The sequence below is a fragment of the Nostoc sp. JL33 genome, from assembly GCF_017114985.1.
In the GTDB taxonomy this organism is placed as follows: Bacteria; Cyanobacteriota; Cyanobacteriia; order Cyanobacteriales; family Nostocaceae; genus Nostoc.
On sequence record NZ_JABXKP010000053.1, the window covers coordinates 133357 to 154698 of the forward strand.

Below are 21342 nucleotides of genomic sequence, written 5' to 3' on the forward strand. Positions count from 1 at the left end.
GGTAATCAAGCAAAATTTATATACTTGAATACAAGGTAAAATTTCGTTAAGTAATTACCACGACTCATTATGCCAATCAAAGTTGGAGATACCGCTCCTAATTTCAGTCTACCCGCTCAAAATGGCTCAACAATTAGCCTCCAAGATTTTCGCGGCAAAAAAGCTGTTGTCCTATATTTTTATCCCAAGGACGACACACCCGGATGTACGGCTGAATCCTGCGCCTTTCGCGATCAGTATGAAGTGTTTAAAACGGCTGGTGCTGAAGTTGTCGGCGTGAGTGCTGATTCTAGCGAATCTCACCAACGATTTGCTGCGAAATATAATCTACCTTTTACTCTGTTAACTGACAAAGGCGACCAAGTGCGGAAGCTATACGGCGCAACAGCAGCCTTTGGCTTGTTCCCTGGTCGCGTTACTTACGTCATTGACCAACAAGGAGTTGTGCAATACGTCTTTGATTCAATGTTTAACTTTAAAGGTCATGTTGAGGAAGCGCTGAAAACTTTGCAACAACTTGCGCCTAAGTAGGAGTTAGGAGAGACGCGATTAATCCCGTCTGTACAGGAGTTATCTCTCCCCACTCCCTACTCCCTACTCCCTACTCCCTATTTATTCGAGTGCGATTTTTCCGGCATGACAATATTAGCGTGGGTTGCCTTGCCATTTTTGCCGTTGGTATGACCGTTACCATTGCGGGGATGGATCAGACCATAACCGCCGTGGTTGCGTTCGTAAAGTACGTTAATCTCTCCAGTTTCAGAATTGCGGAACATATAAAAGTCGTGTCCGACGAGTTGCAGCTGTTCGAGTGCTTCTGCAAGAGTCATCGGCGGCATAGAAAAATATTTGGTGCGAACGACTTCGTTGGGCAATTCGGGGGTGCGATCGCCAATTAAATCTGTAACTACCGACTCTGCAACAACTACTTCTGTTGGTGGGGACTGAGTTTTCTTGTCTTGACGCCGTTCTTTGTATTTTCGCAGTTGACGGGCAATTTTATCTGCAACTAAGTCAATGCTGGCATAGAGGTTTTCGCTGCTTTCCTCGGCACGGATAACGCTACCATTAGCATAAATAGTTACTTCAGCTGCTTGTCTAGTATTAATTCGCGGATTACGGGCTACGCTAAGATGCACATCCACTTCATTTGTAATGCTCTGAAAGTGACTAACTGATTTTTCAATCTTTTGATGTACATACTCACGAATTGCATCGGTGATTTCAATATTTTTGCTGTGGATGACAAGCTTCATGTAAACTCTCCCGCTGAATATTTGAATTTGTGAATTTGCTTTGTATGAAAAGAAGTTGCGGTAAGGTCTATTACTCCCGCCAAAACAAATTGTGAACTATATTGTACTGCTGGTAATCTGTCTCTAAGCCTGCTGCGTCTGAGTTATTGCCAAATATACCCTTGATTTTCCTCCTCATCTCTGCGCGGATATCCAATTGGAAGTCCCTAAAACTCTTGGGTGAGGGAATCTGAGTGGTAGCTCCCGTGACTACCTTCTCTTTTAAAGCAACGCTTACAGAACTGTTGGTTGATAGTTGCTCCTTCTGTGTTCGATTCAGGTTTGCTTGCTGTTGTTCAAGAATACAAGTTTTTGTGGAAGTTTGATTCTGTTTGAAATGCAAACAATGTTATCAGAGTCATCAGCCATTACATTCGTCTTTATTGTTTTGGCATGATGCTTATTGCAGAAAATTCCTCCTAAAACCTATTGAGGTTATCTTTTCAAGCTAGCACTTTGTATTTTCTAATGCTGCTTACCTTGACTTTCCTTTAAAATCCTTTGCAAACCTTAACATCTGTTGACTCCAATCCTGTAACTTGAAATATATTTCCTTCTCAATCCCAATTGATTTTTGGCATGATCTATAGTATGGAACCACACAAAAACCGTTGTTTGCTGTATAACCAAGGATTAATGCCTTACTTAGAAGCTCATGCATGGCAGCGATCGCTCCTGACTGAGCGCATCCACGACCCCAGTCTAGATGATCTGTTAATTTTGCTAGAACATCCACCTGTCTACACTCTGGGGCAAGGAAGCAACTCAGATTTTCTCAAATTTGATATTGACAAAGGTCTATATGATGTGCATAGAGTTGAACGAGGCGGCGAGGTTACTTACCATTGTCCCGGTCAACTGGTGGGGTATCCAATTTTAAATCTGCAACGTCATCGTAAAGACCTCCATTGGTACTTACGGCAACTCGAAGAAGTAATAATTCGCGTATTGGCAGTTTATGGGTTGCAGGGAGAAAGAATTCCGGCTTTTACTGGCGTTTGGTTACAAGGGCGAAAAGTTGCGGCTATTGGTATTAAAGTCAGCCGTTGGATTACCATGCACGGCTTTGCATTAAATGTTTGTCCTGACATGACAGGCTTTGAGCGCATTGTACCCTGCGGTATTTCTGATAAACCTGTAGGCAGTTTAGCCGAATTGATTCCTGGAATCACTTGCCAAGAAGTGCGTTTCTATGTAGCGCAGTCCTTTGCGGAAGTCTTTGGCGTGGAATTAGTCGAGTCGCAGCCTCAAGGATTTTTCCAGTCTGAGTAAATTCAGCTTCTAATTATGTAATAAATACTATAGTAATCCTATTTAAATTGTGAGACACTTATGAGAGTAGTCCATATTTATTTAATAGTATAAAAATAATTATTTAACTCCCGTTGTCAAAGCTAAAATCTGATTATTTACAAATTTTTATACTAACTTTTTACGGCACTCAAGCACAACTTTGCGCGTGAATTACTCAAATAATCTCCAGGTATATGCCCCATCGTTAACGTTTCTCAGAGAACGTGATTGGACAGCTTTGATAGAACTATTTGACAGAGATGACACTGATGAAATTGAAGCCGACATCAGCTGTAGTTTACTTTGGCTGATATCTGAACCTTGTTGGGAAGATGATCCATTTGATTTCTTGCGCGAATACCTTTGAAGAGTGCTGAGTGAAGAGTTATGAGTTATGAAAAAATCTTTAATTGTCAACTCCTAACTCCTAACTATCTAACATTAAGGCGACTGAGGAAAATACGTAGGCGATCGCTTTGGGGATTAGTCAGCACTTCATAGGCTGGGCCTTGTTCTGTGACAATACCTTTGTCTAAAAATATCACCTGATGGGCTACTTCTTTTGCAAATTGCATTTCATGGGTGACAACCACCATTGTCATCCCTTCTGATGCCAATTGTTGCATCACTTGCAAAACTTCCCCGACGAGTTCGGGATCTAGGGCGCTGGTGGGTTCGTCAAATAGCATGATTTGGGGATTCATACATAAACTACGAGCGATCGCAGCTCGTTGCTTTTGTCCGCCAGAAAGTTGTTCGGGATAAGCCGAGGCTTTGTCAAATAAACCAACTTTATCTAAGTATAATCTCGCTAGTTGGGCGCTTTCTTTCGCTGTTTTACCCAAGACTTTCTGAGGGGCGAGTGTCATATTTTCCAGGACACTGAGATGAGGAAACAGGTTGAATTGCTGGAAAACCATGCCTACTTGTGTTCGTAGTTGCCGTAGTTGGCTATAGTTGACACTGGGTCGGGATACGTTGATACCGTTGACTATCAAACGCCCGTTGTCAATGGCTTCTAGCCGATTAAAGCAGCGTAGTAGGGTACTTTTGCCACACCCGGAGGAACCGATAACTGCAACGACTTCTCCCCGGTTGATTTCGCCGGTGATTCCTTTGAGGACTTTTAGGGAACCAAAGTTTTTTTCGATATTGTCAAAAATAATCGCAGGGATGGTATTGTTCATTACTTATGTCAAGCTGCTCTAATACTTGTAAGGTTTTTAATGTAGACGTGCAGTAGTCTTAAAAAACGCCTGAGAATTTATTTGTTGGCGGGAGATTGGACGGTTGCAAGATTATAACTTGAACGAACCACACCAGGCGCAGAGAGCGCAGAGGGAGAGAGAAAATAAATAATATGGCTAAATTTGGTTTTATCCGTTGGCTGCGCTTATCTCTAGTTATAAGTTTTAGCTGTTTGTTACTGGCTGGCTGTGGGGTGAATCCTAGTGTGGGTAAAACTCTACGGGTTGCTACTGAACCGGCGTTTCCACCTTTTGAGTTTCAGGGAAAAGGTGGTGAGTTGCAGGGTTTTTCGATTGATTTGATGAATGCGATCGCAGTTGCAGCTAATTTTAAAGTGGATTTTCAAAGTCTGCCTTTTGATGGCATTATCCCAGCTTTGCAAGGCAAAACGGTAGATGCGGCGATTAGTTCAATCACGATTACCGAGGAGAGGGCGAAGACGATTTCTTTTTCCCGTCCTTATTTTAAGGCTGGGTTAGCGATCGCAATACGCGCAGATAATCAAAATATTACTGGCTTTGACAGTCTCAAAAATAAAAAAATTGCGGTACAAATTGGCACAACTGGGGCTGCAAAGGCTAAAAGTATTCCTGGAGTGCAAATTCGCAGTTTTGATTCAGCGCCTTTAGCCCTGGAAGAATTGCTCAATCGGAATGTGGATGCGGTAATCAATGATGCACCAGTGACTTTATATGCTATTAATACGGGCAATCTTCAGGGAGTTAAAATAGTACAGCAATTGCTGACGGAGGAGTTTTACGGGATTGCTACAGCTAAAAATTCGCCAAATTTGGCATTAATAAACGATGGTTTGGATAGGGTACTGAAAAATGGTACTTATTCCCAAATTTATCGAAAATGGTTAAAAGTCGAGCCGCCATCATTACCAGTTAAATCACCATTTGAGAAGCAGACTACCACTGGCGCACCTAAAATATTGACCTCAATTGGCGTGATTTTGCAGGCTTTTCCAACTTTATTACAGGGAGCTTTAGTAACGTTGCAATTGACGATACTTTCTGTAGTGTTTGGTTTAATTGGCGGTTCTTTGATTGGTATTGTTCGCCTTTCTCATATTACACCTGTGCGTTGGCTAGCGAGGGCGTATGTAGATTTTTTCCGGGGAACGCCTTTGTTGGTGCAAATTTTTATGATTTACTTTGGATTACCTGCAATTTTACAAGAACTTGGTTTGACATTTACTTTTGATCGTTGGGTCGCTGGGGTAATTGCCTTAAGTTTGAATAGCGCCGCATACATTGCTGAAGTTGTTCGTGCTGGCATTCAATCAATTGAAACAGGACAAGCAGAAGCAGCACAGTCATTAGGTTTGAGTTCTGTGCAAACAATGAGTTATGTAATTTTTCCCCAAGCTTTCCGGCGGATGATTCCACCTTTAGGTAATGAGTTTATCAGTTTGTTGAAAGATACAAGCTTAGTTGCGGTGATTGGTTTTGAAGAATTGTTTCGCAAAGGACAGCTAATTGTCGCCGATAACTATCGCGCTTTTGAAATTTACGCGGCTGTGGCGGTGGTTTATTTGTGTTTGACGTTACTTTGTTCACAAGCGTTTAGCCGCTTAGAAGTGTGGATGAATCCGGTTAAAGGGCGGAAGAAGTACGATACTTAATAATTTTTCAGTGCTTTTTCCGACTTACTTTAATTTAGGATTGCTAATGACAATTAACTTTTAAGGTAAGCACTAAGTACAGTTTTGCGTAAAAGCGTGGCGTTTTTAATGCAAGCCGACGCATTAACAATGCAAGCTGACGCATTAACAATGCAAGCTGACGCATTAACAATGCAAGCCGATGCATTAACAATGCAAGCTGATGCATTAACAATGCAAGCCGATGCATTAACAATGCAAGCCGATGCATTAACAATGCAAGCCAACGCATTAACAATGTAAGCCAACGCATTAACAATGCAAGCTGATGCATTAAGCTGTTCCACATTTAACTTGCATAATTAGGGCGGGCAAGATGCCCACCCCACAAGATTTTAATTAAATTTAGATATGTAAACTAGATGTGGAACAGCTTAACAATGCAAGCTGACGCATTAGGATTGCAGGATATTGCCAAATTTAATTCGCTACGAATTAATGGAATGCTGTACTCAATACGCTTGGGTTAAGGGGGGTTGGGGGCAATACGCTTGGGTTAAGCATTTTTTTCTTCTCTCTGTTTCCTCTGCGCCTCTGCGGTAGCCTGCGGCAAGCCGCTCCGCGTCTACGTTAAAAAAATTGAGTTTGACAAAGAGTTTTAACCTTAACACCAAGCGTATTAGGGTTGAAGGAGAGGGAAGCCGGAGGCAGGCTAGTTATATTTGCTAACTATCAACACACCGAGGGCTAATAGAGATAAACCAGATAAAATAGAAATTAAAAATTAGTAACCAAAACATAATAACCATTGACAAAATAAATTTTTGATAACTTTCATCACAACTTAAACACTTTTTTATAGCCAACTTGAAGCAGAATACATAGATGCGGATAATTGGACATATCAACTACAAAAGGTACTACCCATGAGTTTCCGCGCACTGCTGTTAGTAAATCGTCATGCCCGCCAAGGGCAAAAGGGTCTGTCGGAAGCGATTGAATATCTGAAGACACTCGGCTTTGAATTAATTGAGGAGTCTACAGAAGACCCCAAACATCTTGGTGAAGTTATTTTTCGCTATCAGCATCAAGTTGACTTGGTAATCATTGGTGGAGGAGATGGGACTCTCAATGCCGCAGTAGATGCTTTAGTTGATACTCAGTTGCCCTTGGGAATTTTGCCTTTAGGAACTGCCAACGACCTAGCGAGGACTTTGGAAATCCCGAATTCCCTCAGCGAAGCTTGCAAAATTATTGCCAATGGAAATTTACACCGCATTGACTTGGGTTGGGTGAACGGCAAGCACTTTTTTAATGTTGCCAGTCTGGGATTGAGTGTAAAAATTACCCAGCAACTTACCAAAGAAGCCAAACGCCGTTGGGGAATATTTGCTTATGCCGCCACTGCTTTAGAAGTGATTTGGGAAGCTAGACCTTTTACTGCGGAGATTTTAATCAACGGTGAATCAGTTCGCGTCAAAACAGTGCAAATTGCTGTGGGTAACGGCCGCTATTACGGCGGTGGTATGGCAGTGGCTGATGATGCCACAATAGATGACCAAAGGCTAGACCTCTATAGCTTGGAGATTAAACATTGGTGGCAGATTATACTATTACTCCCTGCGATGCGACTAGGGCGACATATACATTGGGAGAGTGTACGCTCCCTTCAAGGTCAAGAAATACAGGTGCATACTCGCAAACCTCACCCTATTAATACAGATGGTGAAATCACTACCTACACACCTGCTCGTTTTCGGCTTATACCTAAAGCTATAGCTGTTTTAGTACCCCCCAAAATCAGGAGTTAGGAATTATTCTCCCTCATCTGGCAGCGTGTGGGAAGCCAAAGCTACATCTGCCCCAGTCTGTGTTGCGTAAGTCTTGTTACTTTAAAGTAGCAAAGATTCCTACCAAAAGTTAAGATTGCGATCGCCTACGATGGGGGAAGCTAATCTGGAAAAAATAGTTCAACCTAACTGCCAAGGTTATGAGTAGGATTAATATTTCCTTGCCTGAGTCGATGAAAGCTTTTGTTGAGGAACAAGTGGCTCAAGGTGGCTACGGTTCAATTAGCGAATATCTACAAAACTTAATCACTCAAGACCAAAAACGCAAGATGCAAGAACATATAGAATAACTTTTGATTGCAGGGCTTGAAAGTGGAGAGGCAATAGAAGTTAATCATCAATGGTGGCAGCAAAAACGCACGCACTTAAATATTCTAGCTGCATCAAGAGAAATAATCACAAAGCGGATAATCATTACACCCAAAGCCAGTTTAGATATTGATGAGTATTTTGTTTACATTGCCGAAGAAAACCCCCAGTTATGATTGCGTTGTTTAAGCGATCGCTTAAACAAATGTTAAGTTTTATCTTCCATAGTTTGCCCTAATAACATGCCTGATTTCATGGTGGCATATGTCAACGCACTTAACCGCGATCGCTCGTTATAGCTTGGCTAATATTTCATCTGTTTATTTTAGGCAACACAGAGCAGGAATCATTGACAAGCTAAGTATATACGCAATACAATTATTGTAATAGAACCTAACGATAGAGTTAATTAAAATAATTTCCCCACAAAATAAAGACAAGCAATATTAAAGATAATTTGGATTAAACAAATGAACACCAAAACTATTGCTTTTTTGGCAATTACGGTAGCCTTTGCAAGCTTAGGAAGCCAGGTGTACGCTCAGTCACCAGCATCAAGCTTAAATCGAGGGCAATACAGATTAACTGGTGATTCTCTAGTTGGAATTGATCATAGAACAGCCCAAAATGACTTTAGAAGCTTTTTTGAGCAAACTAATCCAGCAAGCATCTCCAACAATAATAGAAGCAACAATAAAACTCCAGTCAAACTCCGCTTTAACGAATCATTATCACTGCCAGACACTTCTGTTTTCTTAACACCGGCTCAGTCTGGGAGTGGCAATGATGGATTGCAAGTGCAGTTAGATATAGAGAGAGAATAATCAGGTATAAAGGTTGATGCTGTAGTTTTGAGCGTAGATGCCTTATTGCCTTATCATCAACAATCCATCTGCGAGGCGCACCTTTAGAATCAAACAAAGCTAAAGCTATACCATTTTGCCAGATACCTGATACTCAAATATTGCACCTGCTCTATCTCCCGCCAAGAAATAAATTTCACAGGCTTTTAGCTTAACTCCACTAAAGTGGACTAAAAACCTTAGTGTTCTTTAGAAGACTTAAGCTATTAGCCTCAGAATTCATTCTGAAGCGGTTGTGGGAACTGGTGCAATATCTGAGTGATACAGATACATAGGCAGGGGCCTACATCTAGCTCTACATCCCTGTCAAGGGACTGACAAATAAAAAAATACCCCACAAGTAGTAGTAATTTATTTGTTGGATAACCACCCTTTTAATCTTAAGTTGACTAAATCCGCGTTCCTTAGTCGATAATTCTGCAATCATTTTGCAGTAAAATTAATCGTCTAGATAGAGGAGGGCTTTTAGATGACTCGTGTCATCATTGTGCGCCACGGTCAAAGTGGTTATAACACCGAGCGGCGTATTCAGGGACGCACTGATGCGTCAACATTAACCGAAAAAGGTCGTAACGATGCCAGTAAAGCTGCCAAAGCCCTCAGCAATATTTTATTTAATGCGATTTACAGCAGTCCCCTGCAACGAGCGAAACATACAGCAGATATTATCCATAGTGAGTTAGCTACTCATCCTGAACAGTCTGCTGTAATCCAAGTTTCTGATTTGCTGCTAGAAATTGACTTACCTTTATGGGAAGCACTGCTAACTGCTGAAGTTAAGCAGAAATTTGCCGAAGACTACCGCACTTGGCATCAACGCCCCGACGAACTGCGGATGCTGCTAAATGATGCACAAGGGACAAGAGAGCATTTTCCCGTTCTTGCTTTATACGAACAAGCACGGCAATTTTGGCAAGAAACTTTGTCCCAACATCAAGGCGAAACTATTCTCATAGTGGGACATAACGGCATTAATCGCGCCCTGATTAGCACAGCCTTGGGGATCCCTCCAAGTCGCTACCATTCAATCCAGCAATCTAACTGTGGCATCACCGTACTAAATTTTGCTGGGGGATTGGGGGAACCAGTCCAACTAGAATCCTTAAATCAGACGCAACACACTGGGGAAATTCTACCCTCATTGCGACCGGATCATCAAGGAATACGGTTGTTGCTGGTGCGTCATGGGGAAACTGACTGGAATCGCCAAACTAGGTTTCAAGGGCAAATTGATGTCCCCCTCAACGACAACGGTAGACAACAGTCGCAAAAAGCAGCCGAATTTCTTCAACAGGTAGCAATTGATTTTGCTGTAAGTAGCCCAATGTTGCGCCCTAAAGAAACAGCAGAGATTATCTTAAAACAACATCCTAATGTAAAGTTAGAATTGCAAGATGGTTTAAGAGAAATTAGTCACGGACTTTGGGAAGGGAAATTAGAAACCGAGATAGAGCAGGAGTTTCCGGGAGACTTGCAGCGCTGGCGGATAGTACCAGACCAAGTGCAAATGCCTGAAGGGGAAAATTTGCAACAGGTGTGGGAGCGTAGCGTTGCAGCTTGGCAATCAATTGTGCAAGCAGCATCAACTAATCAATACAAAACTGTATTAGTAGTAGCTCATGACGCTACTAATAAAACATTGCTTTGTCACATTCTGGGTTTATCGCTGGAAAACTTCTGGAATTTTCGCCAGGGTAATGGTGCAGTCAGTGTTATCGACTATCCTTCTGGAATCGATGGTTTACCAGTATTGCAAGCGATGAATATCACCACTCACTTGCGTGGAGGGGTACTAGATAAAACAGCAGCAGGGGCATTGTAATAGAGTTAGGAGTTAGGAGTTAGGAGTGAGGAGTTAGGAGTCAGAAGTGAAGAATAAAGTTAGTACAACATGGTGCGTTAGGCTAAAGCCGTAACATACCCTACTTAAGATTTACTTATAACTCATAACTAAAAGCTTTTATGACTGAACTGCTGCAACAAGTACGGGTGATTGACCCAGTTTCTGAAATCGACGGACTCTTTGATGTGTTGATTGCTGATGGTTATATCCAAGCAGTGGCTTCGCGCATTTCTGATATCGGTTCCGATACTCAAATTAGAGATTGTCAGGGATTAATTCTCGGTACTGGGTTAGTAGATTTGTATAGCCACTCTGGTGAACCTGGCTTTGAAGAACGGGAAACCCTCTTGTCTCTTTTACAAGCTGCTGCTGCTGGCGGCTTTACCAGAGTTAGCATTTTACCCGATACATCCCCAGCTATTGATAACCCTGCGCTTGTGGCACAGTTGCAGCAGAAGAGAGGTGGGGAGATGAGGCGGATAAGGGAGATAAGGGAGAAGGAGAAAATTAATTTGGCTCCCCCTGCTACCTTTACTTCTCCTCTCCCCCTGCTTCATCTCTGGGGTGCTATCACCTTAGATGTTGCTGGGAAACAAATGACGGAATTGGCAGATTTAGCGTCGGCTGGAGTTGTTGGTTTTACGGATGGTAAGCCTTTAGAAAATTTGGCGCTGGTGCGCGGAGTGTTAGAGTATCTCCAGCCGTTAGGTAAACCAGTAGCATTTTGGCCTAGCGATCGCCAATTAACAGCAAATGGTGTAATCAGAGAAGGGCCAGATGCTCTGCGTTTCGGTTTACCCCCAATACCCGCCAGCGCTGAAACTACTGCGATCGCAGCAATGCTTGAATTGGTTGCAACCATAGGCACACCAGTCCATATCATGCGTGTCTCTACATCTCGCAGCGTGGAATTAATCGCTTCAGCTAAGGCTGCTGGTTTACCGATCACCGCCAGCACCACCTGGATGCACCTTTTACTTGATACAAAAGCAGTTAAGAGTTATAACACCAGCTTGCATTTAGACCCGCCTTTAGGTAATCTCCGCGATGTGGCGGCGTTGCGTGCTGGGGTGCGTGCGGGTGTGATAGATGCGATCGCTATTGACCACACACCCTACAGCTACGAAGAAAAAGTTCAAGCTTTTGCCGAAGCACCGGCTGGAGCAATTGGTTTAGAGTTAGCATTACCTTTGCTGTGGCAATATCTGGTTGAAACTGGAGAATTTACAGCTTTAGAATTATGGCGGGCATTGAGTAGCAGTCCAGCCGAGTGTTTGGGGCAAAAAGTCAGTGCGATCGCACCTGATCAACCAGCAGAACTTACTTTATTTGATCCCCAGCAAACCTGGAAAGTCGAACGCAAAAGTCTTTATACACTTTCACAAAATACACCTTGGTTAGGACAACAGTTAAAGGGTCATGTTGTGCAAATCTGGTGTTGAAAAAGAATCTTCAATCCCTTCTCCCAAGGGGAGACGCTGCGCGAACGGCTTGGTGCAGTCACTCATGGGGGAAACCCCCTGTTCCCGCGCTGCTTCACCAAAATCCAAAATTTAAAATCTAAAATTCGGTGATCTAACCCTGCACTAACATTGTTAAACTTCTCTATCGCCTGCATGTGAAGAAGTTAACGTTAAAAGATAGCCGTCCGGGCCAGTCAAAGTAAATGAACTGTGGATTCTGCCTGTTTCGATCTCAGAAACAGTCAGCCCCCACTTCTTAAAAGTATCTCTGGTGGCAAAAACATCATCTACCATCAGATCAAAAGGCGCATTAATTCCAGGAGCGATCGCCTCTGAACTTGTTCTCAAAACTAAGTGCGTTCCTCCTCGTAATTCTAAAACAGCTAATTGTTCTGATTGGGCGATCGGCCGCAGCCCTATCTTGACAAAAAAATCGCTAGCCTCCGGTATATTACTGACATATAATCTCACATGACCAATCGCTACAGGGGGACGAGCATCTTTTTCTTTTGCAATAGTTTCTGGTGACATAGCTTTAATCCAAAAATATTTAGTTACCGTTTAACTCTGTTGACTTTAGTAGGTTTGCTATTTTCCAAATCAGCTTGGTCAAATTCAGCAGTTTTGGGCAAATTTATCTCAACGTTTGCTAAACTATCAAGTTCTACTTTAGCATTTTGGAATTGTCCATCTACAATATGTCCTCCAGTTTGACGATTTGCAGTTATAAAATGAAAGTGATAGCCATTAACATTTACTCCTTGCATATATTTGGGTATCCGAAAACCTACTAAAGTACCATTGACGTTTCTTAACTCAAAAATTGATTGTTCTTTGAGCGCATCTGCCAAAGGACGATAGGGTAGGGTTTGTTTGGGAACGCTTCTAAGTTTGAGATAAGGAAAATTACCTTGAATCCGAATAGCATAAGGATAATTTTTAGTCGGTAAGCGCTGATCTAACGATTGCTGCAATTGTTGATAATTAATCTGCCCTTCTAAATTAATTAATCTTTGTGGTTTAAAAAAGGTGACTGTAGCAAAAGGGCTTGTCATCGAATCAGGAATGACAGACGCAACTCCATCAGCTTTGACCTGATAAAACTTGCCATCTAATCCAATCATTTCTCCATCAAGGTAATTTACTGTTCCCAAACCAAAATTACCGGATTTTTTTAATTCTTTAAAATTAGTATTTCCCTGATAAACACCTATTGACAAAGCATTAAACGTAGATGTTTGAAATAGGGTATTTGATGAGCTATGTTGCTGAGTTCTCCCTGGAAGAATGATACCGAATAATACAGTTATGCTTAAAACAGTTATCCATAAATAACGCTTAAGTTTCATAAGATAAAATTATTACTTTTGAATATTCGTGTACTACGTAGTAAAATCCCTAGACTGCTGGAAGGCGGCTTCTCCTAGAGTAGGAGGTTGACAGCGACTAGCTTACAACGTAGCCATCAATGCAAGCATTGATGAAACAAATCTTTTCGCAGGGTGCTTGATTCTTTTGTCTATATTGTGATAGTTTTCTTTCTACACCCTAAAAATTACTATAAACCTATCAAGTTACCGTAGATTGTTAAATATCATTAACCTAGTTGTAGGGATTAGGGGTTAAGAAGGACTAGCGAAATCTATCGAGTTTATTATTGTAGGCAGTACATCGTGAACCACCGATCTAGAAATTCATCTCTAAGCCAGGGCATTCTCTATGAGTAAAATACGTGCTGTGATTGTTGATCCGAATGTGGTTGGACGTTTGGCACTAAGTGAAGTGACTGCACCAACGCCTGCCCCAGATGAAGCACTAGTACGGGTAGCGGCGATTTCTCTCAATCGGGGAGAGGTGAAACGTTCAACCACTGCTGAGGCTGGTTGGCAGCCTGGTTGGGACTTGGCAGGTGTAGTGGAAACCCCGGCTGCCGATGGTTCAGGGCTTCCCCAAGGGACGCGTGTAGTTGGCTTTCGCCGCGCCGGTGCTTGGGCAGAACTCGTATCTGTTGCCACCAACGCCTTAGCAGAAGTGCCGGCATCGGTATCCTTTGCTCAAGCTGCCACACTGCCTGTAGCAGGTTTAACCGCGTATCATGCTGTGCTAAAAGGTGGTTCGCTGTTAGGTCGCCCAGTTCTAGTTACAGGTGCATCAGGAGGCGTTGGTTACTTTGCTATCCAATTGGCGCGGCTGTCAGGGGCGCACGTCGTGGCATACATTCGTCAAGCTGGCTATGAGACTCTAGTTAGAGAAGCAGGGGCACAATCGGTGGTGATTGGCGAAGACCTCTCACCCGCCAGCGAATATGGCCCCTATGATCTAATTATAGAGTCAGTGGGTGGCAAGACTTTGGGGGTAGCCCTTAGCTTACTGGCACAGGATGGAAAAACTGTGCTGTATGGAGTATCTGGGGGAGCAGAAGTAACATTCAACGCTGCCCAATTTTTTGGGACTGGTAGCGTGAGTTTGTATGGTTTACGTCTGTTCGATGAACTGAGATTTGAATCAGCCGCAGTCGGTCTAAAACGGCTTTTGAGTCTAGTAGAAGCAGGCCAGTTGCGTCCTCACATTGATCTAGAAGCTTCTTGGACACAAATAGCTGATGTAGCGCAACAATTACTCGACAGGCGCTTTCCTGGCAAGGCTGTGTTACACATTTCCAATTGAGTATTAGCTGATGGCATGGGGGATAACAATGACTTCTGGTTGAAACTAGATCAGCTTGTAGCCACTAGTAATCTCAAGATAGATCGCCCAAAAGGGACATCACATCCACGTTATCCATCCTTCGTTTATCCACTGGACTATGGATACTTGGAAAACACTAGCTCTGGAGATGGAGATGATATTGATGTTTGGATAGGTAGCTTGTCTAGTCAAACAGTAACTGCCGTTATTTTTAGTGTTGACTTGGAAAAGCGAGATACAGAAATCAAGATACTTCTGGGTTGTACATCAGGGGAAAATCAAGCCATCTTGGATATCCACAATAGAGGCTCTCAATCAGCAATGTTATTGGTTCGCAAGTAAATTACATTTTTGAGCATAAGTTGGTATGAGTTTAGAACTAAAACTATCAGATAAAACAGCGATCGTAACAGGAGGAAGTGCGGGAATTGGTTTAGCAACTGCCAAAGCACTTTATAGTGAGGGTGTGAATGTAGCGATCGCAGCCCGCAATCAAGAACGCTTAGATCAGGCAGTAGCTGACATCCAATCCTTACCCACTCCAGGCGCGAAAGTTATTGCCATCAGCGCCGATTTAACAAAAGCAGAGGATGTAGAGAAAGTTGTCTCCACAACATTAGCCCAATTTAATCAGATTGATATCTTGATTAACAATGCTGGATCAGCCCGTGCTGGATCTTTCCTAGAATCCACTGATGATTTATTTTTGGATGCTTGGAACTTAAAATTATTGGGCTATATCCGCTTAGTTAGAGCCGTCGTTCCCCATCAAAAAAGTCGCGGTGATGGCCGGATTGTGAATATAGTTGGTGGTGCAGGACGTACACCTCGCCCTAACTTCCTAGCTGGTGGTACAAGCAATGCTGCTTTGCTGAACTTCACAAAGGGCATTTCTAAAGAGTTAGCCGAGTACAAGATTCGGATTAATGCCATATCGCCCGGTGCTACAGCTACTGAGCGTGCCGAGACTTTAGCGCGGCAAAATGCCCAAGCACAAGGGATCAGCGTCGAGCAAGTGAAGGCACAAAATATCCAAAGTATTCCTTTAAAAAGAATCGCCCAGCCAGAAGAAATTGCCGCGCTGGCGTTATTTTTGGTGTCTGATCTAGCTGCATCGATTACAGGAACAGAGATTATCGTTGATGGCGGATCTACCCCTGGTGTTTAACAGTAGAGACGCGATGAATCGCGTCTGATGAATCGCGTCTCTACTCTTGTAAAAACATAAACTTCTTGGAGATAAAAACATGGGTTCTCAATACTTTGATATCAAACCAGTTGCAGGACGTATCGGTGCTGAAATTATTGGTGTTAATCTGAGTTCTAATCTCAGCGATGACATTATCAGTGATATTCGCAAGACTCTAGTCAAATACAAAGTGATCTTTTTCCGTGGTCAGCAACAGCTCGATACTGATGGACAAGTCGCCTTCGCTCGTCGTTTCGGTGAACTCACTACAGCCCACCCCACCGTACCATCGCTTCCAGAAAACCCCGAAGTTTTAGACCTGAATTATGGCCGCACCACTTCCCGCGCCAATAGCTGGCATACCGATGTGACATTTGTAGACCGTCCGCCTCTCGGTTCCGTCTTACGAGCGCTTGACATTCCCCCAACTGGTGGCGATACAATCTGGGCAAACTCCGTGACTGCCTACCAAGATTTACCTACCCATCTGCGTAATCTCGCAGACCAACTTTGGGCAGTACATAGCAACAAATACGACTATGCAACTGCATTCGACCTACCTGAAGATGTCAAAGCTTACCGAGCTGTTTTCACCTCGACTGTATACGAGACTCTGCACCCAGTTGTACGCATCCATCCCGAATCTGGGGAGCGTGGGCTATTCATCGGCGGATTTGTTCGCCAGTTCCGTGGCTTATCAACAACTGAATCAGATGACATTCTGCGACTATTGCAAGCGTATGTAACACGTCCTGAGAACACAGTCCGGTGGCGTTGGCAAGTTGGTGACGTCGCCTTTTGGGACAACCGGGCTACTCAACATTATGCGATCGCAGATTACGGCGATCAGCCCCGCCACGTTCAACGAGTGACAATTGTCGGCGATCTCCCAGTTGGCATCGATGGTAAACAAAGTGAGGCCATCAAGGGAGACGCTTCTGAGTACAACCGACGTGAAGCGGTAACTGCGTAATCGGGACTCGCGTAAAAATAAAATACCAGCTAGACAATCTTTGTGAAGTAGAAGTTTCATTGGTAGTAAAGCAAGTTCGATACTTGGGCAGAGGAGCGATGCATGGGTGATACACGCGCTACTGTTTTGGAAACAATAGCGGATACTTTAATCGAGCATACTGAGGCTCTGCCTTCTCGTGTTCTGCAAGTCGCGGTGACAGGCATTACTGCTAGTGGCAAATCCACTTTGGCACAGGATCTGGCACAGATATTAACCAGACGTGGAAGAAGTTCTGTTCACATTGCAGTGGATGATTTCCATAACCCACGTCACCTGCGCCATCGCCGAGGTCGTGAGTCGGCTGAAGGCTACTATTTTGATGCCTACAACTATCCGCTCCTCAAAAAGCTTGTGCTTGAACCACTGGGGCCTGGGGGTAATTTAATCTACCAGGCACATGGGTTCGACTTGGAAACAGATGCTCCAGTGGAAGAGGCACCTAATAAAGCCAATCCTGGAGATATTTTTCTTTTTGCTGCCAGTTTTCTGCTACGACCAGAGATTGTCTCTTACTTTGACTATCGTATCTATATAGATACAGATTTTGATGTGGCCGAGCAGCGTGGGGTAGATAGGGATGCAGCACGGCTTGGGTCTTGGGAAAACGCAGTTCGTCTATATCGTCAGCGATACCATGCTGCACAACGAATCTACTTTGCGGAATCTAATCCTGTGCAGTATGCCGATGCTTTATTGAAAAACAATAATTTGGCAGAACCGATTCTCTTCTTGAGAGCAAATCATCCTAATTCGTAATTGTTAAAACGATAGACGTTTGAACCCAGTATCTAATGACGATCGCGCTTTTTATGAAACTCTTCTATACACCTAACTCGCCCTATGCACGCATTACACGGATAGCAACACTAGAATTGAATCTCAGCAATCAGATCGAAACCCAAAAAGTCATTGCACGAGATCCAAACAGCGACCTACTGAATTACAACCCTACAGGTAAAGTGCCAACGCTAGCGACTGATGATGGATTTATTTTGAGTGAAACACGTATAATATGCGCCTATCTGAATCACTTAAATCCTGAGATCAAACTAGTTGCTGACATTTCTAATGGCTTTTTACAGCAACTTGAAGGTATGACTGGTGGGTTCATAGATGGTATTGCTGTCTGGGTACGGGAGTTAAGGCGTCCCCTGAGTGAGCAGTCTTTTGGGGTGATCGAGTTTGAGCGATCGCGGGCGTTGAGAATTTTGGACTACTTCGAGAAGATATCAGATAAACTCGACCAAACTCCTAAACTTGCTCATATAACTCTCGCCTCTGCACTTGGACTAGAAATCCGTCTTCCTGATCTGCAATGGCGGCAGAAATATCCAAAACTTGCCCATTGGTACGATGAATTCTCTAAACGATCCTCCATGCAAGTAACAATACCAGAATCCTAATAAATAACACTTTCTTGTTCCAAACAAGAGAACGAAAAAAGCATGAGTACGCCCTCGCAGATAGAAATATGAGTACGAAAAAACAACTTAAACATGGATACTCAAAGTAGTACTTTGTCAAGCTAGTAATGAAGAGTTTGTAGTAAGGACTTTAGGGCTTAGACGTTTTAACCCAGTTAGAACTTACGCAAAACTACACGCGCTCTGGGGCAATTCATGAATTGCCCCTACCAGAAAATTAGGGTTTCGGCTATTGTTTGCGTAAGTCCTGAAGATCAAAAAATAACCTCCTGGCTGCTTGAACCAGGGGTATAAAAATAAATGGATTCATTTTTACAAACGTTGTAGCAAACTCAAACCGTGGGTATCAGTACCACAGGTATTGAAAAGAAAGTATTCATTAGCTAACTTTTGTACTTGTTCTGATTCCAATACGCTGGGTTGCCAGGGGGTAGGGTTATTGTAGGCGTAGAAAGTTTCCACGCCATCGATACCCTTTTCGGCAGCAGCTGGAATTAAGTCGAAATGCGATCGCTTGTAACGAGCTGGATGAGCCAAAACTGCCAATCCCCCAGCTTCATGAATAGCGGCAATCACGTTACTTGCCTGATATTCTTGCCCTGTAGTCGCCCTTCTTTGCAGATAGGGTTTTATACTAGGGTGTTCTGGTGCAAAAGCGTAAGCCAAAATGTGAACTTCTATATTCAAAAGGTTGGCATTAATTTCCACGCCACTCCACAGGTAAGGAGTGATTGCACCAGGATTACTCCACTTCCAGTCTTCTAACCAAGCAAGTGCAGCTTGATAGCCGATAATACCATGATGATCGGTGATGGCTAACCCTTTTAGTCCAATCGCGATCGCCTGCTCCATCAATACACTCGGCTGCAACCTCCCATCCGAGTAAACAGTGTGCATATGAAAGTTGAATAACCTTGGACAACTATGTGCATCAATCTTATGGAATACTTGCTTTAAAAGTTCTGCCGAAGCAGTAGTTTGGGCCAAATTTACAACCATAACCCCCTCTGAACAAAATGTATATTTTTAACACACTAAAACGCTACATCTAGAGATAAGAAAGACCCAACAATAAAAATTAGTGTTGGCTGTTACTTTCTCAGCTTTCTCAGCAAATTTTTCAATATGTTAAGACTACGTTAGCAAATCTTAATCTAAGTGGTCATGGGTAGTTTGTACTACTTTAATTTTAAGTAGTAATAAATATTGCATCCAAAATTTCATAAATACGCCTATAGTATTTGTGTTAAATTACTTAGATACTAAAGGTTTAATAGAGTAATTATCTCTAATTAGCCGGAAATGCTAATTTATATTGTGTGTAAAAAAGATTACTTGCATTAGTAATTACACTAGTTTTAGTTAACTAGTAATGACTTTAGCATAGGCTTTTTGAACCGCAGGCATCGCAAAACTAAGAGTATCCTGTGAGTCTACAATAGCTTCAAGAAAGCTGGCGATGTCTACGACGGGCTATGCCTACGCTTACGAATCACTATACCCCTCGCGCAATCCCAAAAGAATCTCCCTTTAAGGTGACTCCAAACGGTTCTACCACCACCTCGCGGCTAAGGGACGCTTCAACCTTTCCGGCAATCACAGCCGAAAGCCCCTGTTTTCTTGCAAGCATGACAATTTTCTCTGCATCTTGCTCCGATTCTGTATAGAATGCAAATCCTGCACCGTAATTGAACACAGAAAGCATCGTCGCTGCCCCGCCCTCAAGATGACCCTCGACAAACGTAAATATCTCCGGCACTGGGAGCATTGTTTCGATGACGTACCGGAGCGGCTTCACCGACCGCATCAGCTTTTGCCAGCCATGTCCAGTGATGTTCTCCATCGCGGTGGGACGAATTCCCTCGCCAAGCACCGCCTGCACAAGCGGCGTGTAGAGATACGACGCAGCATTCATCGCCTCCCAGAACTCCTGCCCACTCGGAAGTTTGGTTCTGTAGCCATCAGGGAGAGACTCAGCAAGCTTGCGTAGTGGGGTAAAGCCGTTCTCATGGGGCCCCGAACTCTCGACGAGAACAATGGTATTTCCGGCATCCAGACGCGAGCTATCAATAGGAGCGACACCAGGCGGCATGACCCCAAAAACCGAGCCGGCGATGTCAAGTCGCCCTGGAATCATTTTAGTTTTTAGTTGAGGAGTTTCCCCTGAAAGATAAACACACCCCACTCGTTTGCACCCCTCAACTACTCCATCCAGAAACCCATCAAGGAAAGCGGGGGTGAAGATTGTTTCAGGAGTACTCGACGGCAGATAAAGACCGAGAAGTATAGTCTGCATACCTGAGGTTGCCGCGTCGTTCGTAAGACACGAGATTATCTTGATACCGATATTCCACCAGAATCGTCGAAGCTCTTGTTCACAGAGGTCGTCAGGTCGGGTATCGTCTGCGGTGCCCAGTCCTTCGGGTACAAGTGTCATAGAAAGTTCTCTTGCCCCCGCCTCTAGAAACGGAGCAAGGTTGAAACTGAAGGCGTTAGCGCTTGCTCCAAGACCGGATGCGGGCACGATGCCATAAGCCCTTGCAAAGCCAAGCGTGCGTTTTGCGGCATCGATGAAGCGTCGTTTTGCGGCATCGAGAGTATCGTAATCGACTTGATCGAGAGCTTGAGGCATCAGGTTGCGTTTTAATTTAGGAGTAGAGACGCGATTAATCGCGTCTGTGCAGGAGTTAAAAGTTAGGAAAACTCATAACTCCTAACTCCTAACTTTAAAATACCTCATCTTCAATACCACGCCACCATTCCCCCAAATTCATCAAGTCTTGGTAAATATCTTCTAACTCTTTGGTGTAGACATCGTTTGTAAGGGTGGCTCGACGCTCTTGCAATTTCATCAGGCGCAGTTGTACCAATAGCCAAGGTTTGGTAATGCTATTCGTTGCTTCGATGTATTGCGCTAGTTCTTTACTATCCATATATTTTATATTTTGATTTTCATATCAGTCTTGACAAGCGGGACGGATAGCGAGTCAGACGCTATGCACAGCCGCTAACGCTTCTCTATCGAGCGTCGGGAACCTCCGCAACGCGGCGGCTCCCCTACGTGTATTTCAAAAATCAAATATGAGTCCTAATATAACCACAATCTAAAAATTCAGTAATCTCTTGATAGGTTTTTCGATCATCGATTAGCAATCAGATTAATATATTTTGTGTTAACTGGGGAGAATTGCTATCTTTTAAGTAGAACGAGGTGAAAAAACCAAACTGTGTAAAGATAAGTAAATACATATAA

General features: G+C 43.3%; 25 protein-coding genes. 17 read left to right on the plus strand and 8 right to left on the minus strand.

The annotated features are described in order from the left end of the window. The first annotated feature begins 69 nt into the window (after positions 1-69). The gene (locus HWQ23_RS15095; RefSeq protein ID WP_292829571.1) at positions 70-531 is read left to right on the plus strand and encodes a peroxiredoxin; all 462 of its coding nucleotides are present in this window, start codon (positions 70-72) and stop codon (positions 529-531) included. Positions 532-608: 77 nt separating this feature from the next. Here HWQ23_RS15095 and hpf read toward each other — a convergent pair whose 3' ends face one another. Both hpf and HWQ23_RS15105 read right to left on the minus strand, forming a co-directional pair. Next, positions 609-1256, minus strand: coding sequence for a ribosome hibernation-promoting factor, HPF/YfiA family (gene hpf / locus HWQ23_RS15100; protein ID WP_292829572.1), 648 nt, complete (start codon positions 1254-1256; stop codon positions 609-611). A 70-nt stretch (positions 1257-1326) separates the two neighbouring features. Further along, positions 1327-1638 carry a hypothetical protein gene (locus tag HWQ23_RS15105; RefSeq protein ID WP_292829573.1) on the minus strand — a complete coding sequence of 104 codons (312 nt, stop codon included), beginning with the start codon at positions 1636-1638 and terminating at the stop codon, positions 1327-1329. A gap of 236 nt (positions 1639-1874) precedes the next feature. Between HWQ23_RS15105 and lipB the strand changes: the two genes are divergently transcribed. Beyond that, positions 1875-2567, plus strand: a complete 693-nt coding sequence (gene lipB / locus HWQ23_RS15110) for a lipoyl(octanoyl) transferase LipB (RefSeq protein WP_292829574.1) — start codon at positions 1875-1877, stop codon at positions 2565-2567. A 187-nt stretch (positions 2568-2754) separates the two neighbouring features. Beyond that, positions 2755-2955 carry a hypothetical protein gene (locus tag HWQ23_RS15115; protein WP_292829575.1) on the plus strand — a complete coding sequence of 67 codons (201 nt, stop codon included), beginning with the start codon at positions 2755-2757 and terminating at the stop codon, positions 2953-2955. 64 nt (positions 2956-3019) lie between these two features. On the opposite strand, the gene HWQ23_RS15120 is transcribed toward HWQ23_RS15115, so the two are convergent. Further along, complete coding sequence (locus tag HWQ23_RS15120) at positions 3020-3775, minus strand: amino acid ABC transporter ATP-binding protein (protein WP_292829576.1); 756 nt, start codon at positions 3773-3775, stop codon at positions 3020-3022. 173 nt (positions 3776-3948) lie between these two features. Here HWQ23_RS15120 and HWQ23_RS15125 point away from each other — a divergent pair, with 173 nt between their 5' ends. The 8 genes from HWQ23_RS15125 to HWQ23_RS15155 all read left to right on the plus strand — a co-directional run bounded on the left by HWQ23_RS15125 (position 3949) and on the right by HWQ23_RS15155 (position 11752). Next, positions 3949-5466, plus strand: coding sequence for an ABC transporter permease subunit (locus tag HWQ23_RS15125; protein WP_292829577.1), 1518 nt, complete (start codon positions 3949-3951; stop codon positions 5464-5466). A gap of 129 nt (positions 5467-5595) precedes the next feature. Then, the gene (locus HWQ23_RS15130; RefSeq protein WP_292829578.1) at positions 5596-5748 is read left to right on the plus strand and encodes a hypothetical protein; all 153 of its coding nucleotides are present in this window, start codon (positions 5596-5598) and stop codon (positions 5746-5748) included. A gap of 623 nt (positions 5749-6371) precedes the next feature. Then, positions 6372-7256 carry a lipid kinase gene (locus HWQ23_RS15135; protein ID WP_292829579.1) on the plus strand — a complete coding sequence of 295 codons (885 nt, stop codon included), beginning with the start codon at positions 6372-6374 and terminating at the stop codon, positions 7254-7256. A 179-nt stretch (positions 7257-7435) separates the two neighbouring features. After that, positions 7436-7585 carry a ribbon-helix-helix domain-containing protein gene (locus tag HWQ23_RS15140; protein WP_335121657.1) on the plus strand — a complete coding sequence of 50 codons (150 nt, stop codon included), beginning with the start codon at positions 7436-7438 and terminating at the stop codon, positions 7583-7585. A gap of 3 nt (positions 7586-7588) precedes the next feature. Beyond that, positions 7589-7780 (plus strand): hypothetical protein, encoded by a 192-nt coding sequence (locus HWQ23_RS33450; RefSeq protein WP_365741518.1) that lies wholly within the window; start codon positions 7589-7591, stop codon positions 7778-7780. A gap of 294 nt (positions 7781-8074) precedes the next feature. Next, on the plus strand, positions 8075-8428 hold the full coding sequence (locus HWQ23_RS15145) for a hypothetical protein (RefSeq protein WP_292829580.1): 354 nt from the start codon (positions 8075-8077) through the stop codon (positions 8426-8428). Positions 8429-8936: 508 nt separating this feature from the next. Then, the gene (locus tag HWQ23_RS15150; RefSeq protein ID WP_292829581.1) at positions 8937-10289 is read left to right on the plus strand and encodes a histidine phosphatase family protein; all 1353 of its coding nucleotides are present in this window, start codon (positions 8937-8939) and stop codon (positions 10287-10289) included. A gap of 140 nt (positions 10290-10429) precedes the next feature. Further along, positions 10430-11752, plus strand: a complete 1323-nt coding sequence (locus HWQ23_RS15155) for a dihydroorotase (protein WP_292829582.1) — start codon at positions 10430-10432, stop codon at positions 11750-11752. A gap of 153 nt (positions 11753-11905) precedes the next feature. Here the strand turns inward: HWQ23_RS15155 and HWQ23_RS15160 are convergent, their stop codons facing one another. Beyond that, positions 11906-12304, minus strand: a complete 399-nt coding sequence (locus tag HWQ23_RS15160; RefSeq protein WP_292829583.1) for a VOC family protein — start codon at positions 12302-12304, stop codon at positions 11906-11908. A 23-nt stretch (positions 12305-12327) separates the two neighbouring features. Beyond that, positions 12328-13122: an acetolactate decarboxylase gene (budA, locus tag HWQ23_RS15165; RefSeq protein ID WP_292829584.1), complete on the minus strand. Its 795-nt coding sequence runs from the start codon at positions 13120-13122 to the stop codon at positions 12328-12330. A gap of 370 nt (positions 13123-13492) precedes the next feature. Here budA and HWQ23_RS15170 point away from each other — a divergent pair, with 370 nt between their 5' ends. The 6 genes from HWQ23_RS15170 to HWQ23_RS15195 all read left to right on the plus strand — a co-directional run bounded on the left by HWQ23_RS15170 (position 13493) and on the right by HWQ23_RS15195 (position 18068). After that, positions 13493-14440, plus strand: a complete 948-nt coding sequence (locus HWQ23_RS15170; RefSeq protein WP_292829585.1) for a zinc-binding dehydrogenase — start codon at positions 13493-13495, stop codon at positions 14438-14440. 15 nt (positions 14441-14455) lie between these two features. Next, positions 14456-14803 carry an inorganic diphosphatase gene (locus HWQ23_RS15175; protein ID WP_292829586.1) on the plus strand — a complete coding sequence of 116 codons (348 nt, stop codon included), beginning with the start codon at positions 14456-14458 and terminating at the stop codon, positions 14801-14803. 25 nt (positions 14804-14828) lie between these two features. Then, positions 14829-15629, plus strand: coding sequence for an SDR family oxidoreductase (locus tag HWQ23_RS15180; protein WP_292829587.1), 801 nt, complete (start codon positions 14829-14831; stop codon positions 15627-15629). 79 nt (positions 15630-15708) lie between these two features. Continuing rightward, positions 15709-16623: a TauD/TfdA dioxygenase family protein gene (locus tag HWQ23_RS15185; protein WP_292829588.1), complete on the plus strand. Its 915-nt coding sequence runs from the start codon at positions 15709-15711 to the stop codon at positions 16621-16623. 102 nt (positions 16624-16725) lie between these two features. Next, positions 16726-17421 (plus strand): nucleoside/nucleotide kinase family protein, encoded by a 696-nt coding sequence (locus HWQ23_RS15190; protein ID WP_292829589.1) that lies wholly within the window; start codon positions 16726-16728, stop codon positions 17419-17421. 53 nt (positions 17422-17474) lie between these two features. After that, positions 17475-18068, plus strand: coding sequence for a glutathione S-transferase family protein (locus HWQ23_RS15195; protein ID WP_292829590.1), 594 nt, complete (start codon positions 17475-17477; stop codon positions 18066-18068). A 333-nt stretch (positions 18069-18401) separates the two neighbouring features. Here the strand turns inward: HWQ23_RS15195 and HWQ23_RS15200 are convergent, their stop codons facing one another. From HWQ23_RS15200 to HWQ23_RS15210, 3 genes are all read right to left on the minus strand, one after another. Then, on the minus strand, positions 18402-19088 hold the full coding sequence (locus tag HWQ23_RS15200; protein ID WP_292829591.1) for a PHP domain-containing protein: 687 nt from the start codon (positions 19086-19088) through the stop codon (positions 18402-18404). A gap of 496 nt (positions 19089-19584) precedes the next feature. Further along, positions 19585-20721 (minus strand): AIR synthase related protein, encoded by a 1137-nt coding sequence (locus HWQ23_RS15205; protein WP_292829592.1) that lies wholly within the window; start codon positions 20719-20721, stop codon positions 19585-19587. Positions 20722-20815: 94 nt separating this feature from the next. Continuing rightward, positions 20816-21022, minus strand: coding sequence for a hypothetical protein (locus HWQ23_RS15210; protein ID WP_292829593.1), 207 nt, complete (start codon positions 21020-21022; stop codon positions 20816-20818). Positions 21023-21342 lie beyond the last annotated feature (320 nt).

Excerpts from the sequence above, each read along its gene's own strand:
- HWQ23_RS15095 (WP_292829571.1), top strand. The coding sequence starts at position 70 with ATGCCAATCAAAGTTGGAGATACCGCTCCTAATTTCAGTCTACCCGCT.
- hpf (WP_292829572.1), bottom strand. The coding sequence starts at position 1,256 with ATGAAGCTTGTCATCCACAGCAAAAATATTGAAATCACCGATGCAATT.
- lipB (WP_292829574.1), top strand. The coding sequence starts at position 1,875 with ATGATCTATAGTATGGAACCACACAAAAACCGTTGTTTGCTGTATAAC.
- HWQ23_RS15120 (WP_292829576.1), bottom strand. The coding sequence starts at position 3,775 with ATGAACAATACCATCCCTGCGATTATTTTTGACAATATCGAAAAAAAC.
- HWQ23_RS15125 (WP_292829577.1), top strand. The coding sequence starts at position 3,949 with ATGGCTAAATTTGGTTTTATCCGTTGGCTGCGCTTATCTCTAGTTATA.
- HWQ23_RS15130 (WP_292829578.1), top strand. The coding sequence starts at position 5,596 with ATGCAAGCTGACGCATTAACAATGCAAGCTGACGCATTAACAATGCAA.
- HWQ23_RS15135 (WP_292829579.1), top strand. The coding sequence starts at position 6,372 with ATGAGTTTCCGCGCACTGCTGTTAGTAAATCGTCATGCCCGCCAAGGG.
- HWQ23_RS15140 (WP_335121657.1), top strand. The coding sequence starts at position 7,436 with ATGAGTAGGATTAATATTTCCTTGCCTGAGTCGATGAAAGCTTTTGTT.
- HWQ23_RS15145 (WP_292829580.1), top strand. The coding sequence starts at position 8,075 with ATGAACACCAAAACTATTGCTTTTTTGGCAATTACGGTAGCCTTTGCA.
- HWQ23_RS15150 (WP_292829581.1), top strand. The coding sequence starts at position 8,937 with ATGACTCGTGTCATCATTGTGCGCCACGGTCAAAGTGGTTATAACACC.
- HWQ23_RS15155 (WP_292829582.1), top strand. The coding sequence starts at position 10,430 with ATGACTGAACTGCTGCAACAAGTACGGGTGATTGACCCAGTTTCTGAA.
- HWQ23_RS15160 (WP_292829583.1), bottom strand. The coding sequence starts at position 12,304 with ATGTCACCAGAAACTATTGCAAAAGAAAAAGATGCTCGTCCCCCTGTA.
- budA (WP_292829584.1), bottom strand. The coding sequence starts at position 13,122 with ATGAAACTTAAGCGTTATTTATGGATAACTGTTTTAAGCATAACTGTA.
- HWQ23_RS15170 (WP_292829585.1), top strand. The coding sequence starts at position 13,493 with ATGAGTAAAATACGTGCTGTGATTGTTGATCCGAATGTGGTTGGACGT.
- HWQ23_RS15175 (WP_292829586.1), top strand. The coding sequence starts at position 14,456 with ATGGGGGATAACAATGACTTCTGGTTGAAACTAGATCAGCTTGTAGCC.
- HWQ23_RS15180 (WP_292829587.1), top strand. The coding sequence starts at position 14,829 with ATGAGTTTAGAACTAAAACTATCAGATAAAACAGCGATCGTAACAGGA.
- HWQ23_RS15185 (WP_292829588.1), top strand. The coding sequence starts at position 15,709 with ATGGGTTCTCAATACTTTGATATCAAACCAGTTGCAGGACGTATCGGT.
- HWQ23_RS15190 (WP_292829589.1), top strand. The coding sequence starts at position 16,726 with ATGGGTGATACACGCGCTACTGTTTTGGAAACAATAGCGGATACTTTA.
- HWQ23_RS15195 (WP_292829590.1), top strand. The coding sequence starts at position 17,475 with ATGAAACTCTTCTATACACCTAACTCGCCCTATGCACGCATTACACGG.
- HWQ23_RS15200 (WP_292829591.1), bottom strand. The coding sequence starts at position 19,088 with ATGGTTGTAAATTTGGCCCAAACTACTGCTTCGGCAGAACTTTTAAAG.
- HWQ23_RS15205 (WP_292829592.1), bottom strand. The coding sequence starts at position 20,721 with ATGCCTCAAGCTCTCGATCAAGTCGATTACGATACTCTCGATGCCGCA.
- HWQ23_RS15210 (WP_292829593.1), bottom strand. The coding sequence starts at position 21,022 with ATGGATAGTAAAGAACTAGCGCAATACATCGAAGCAACGAATAGCATT.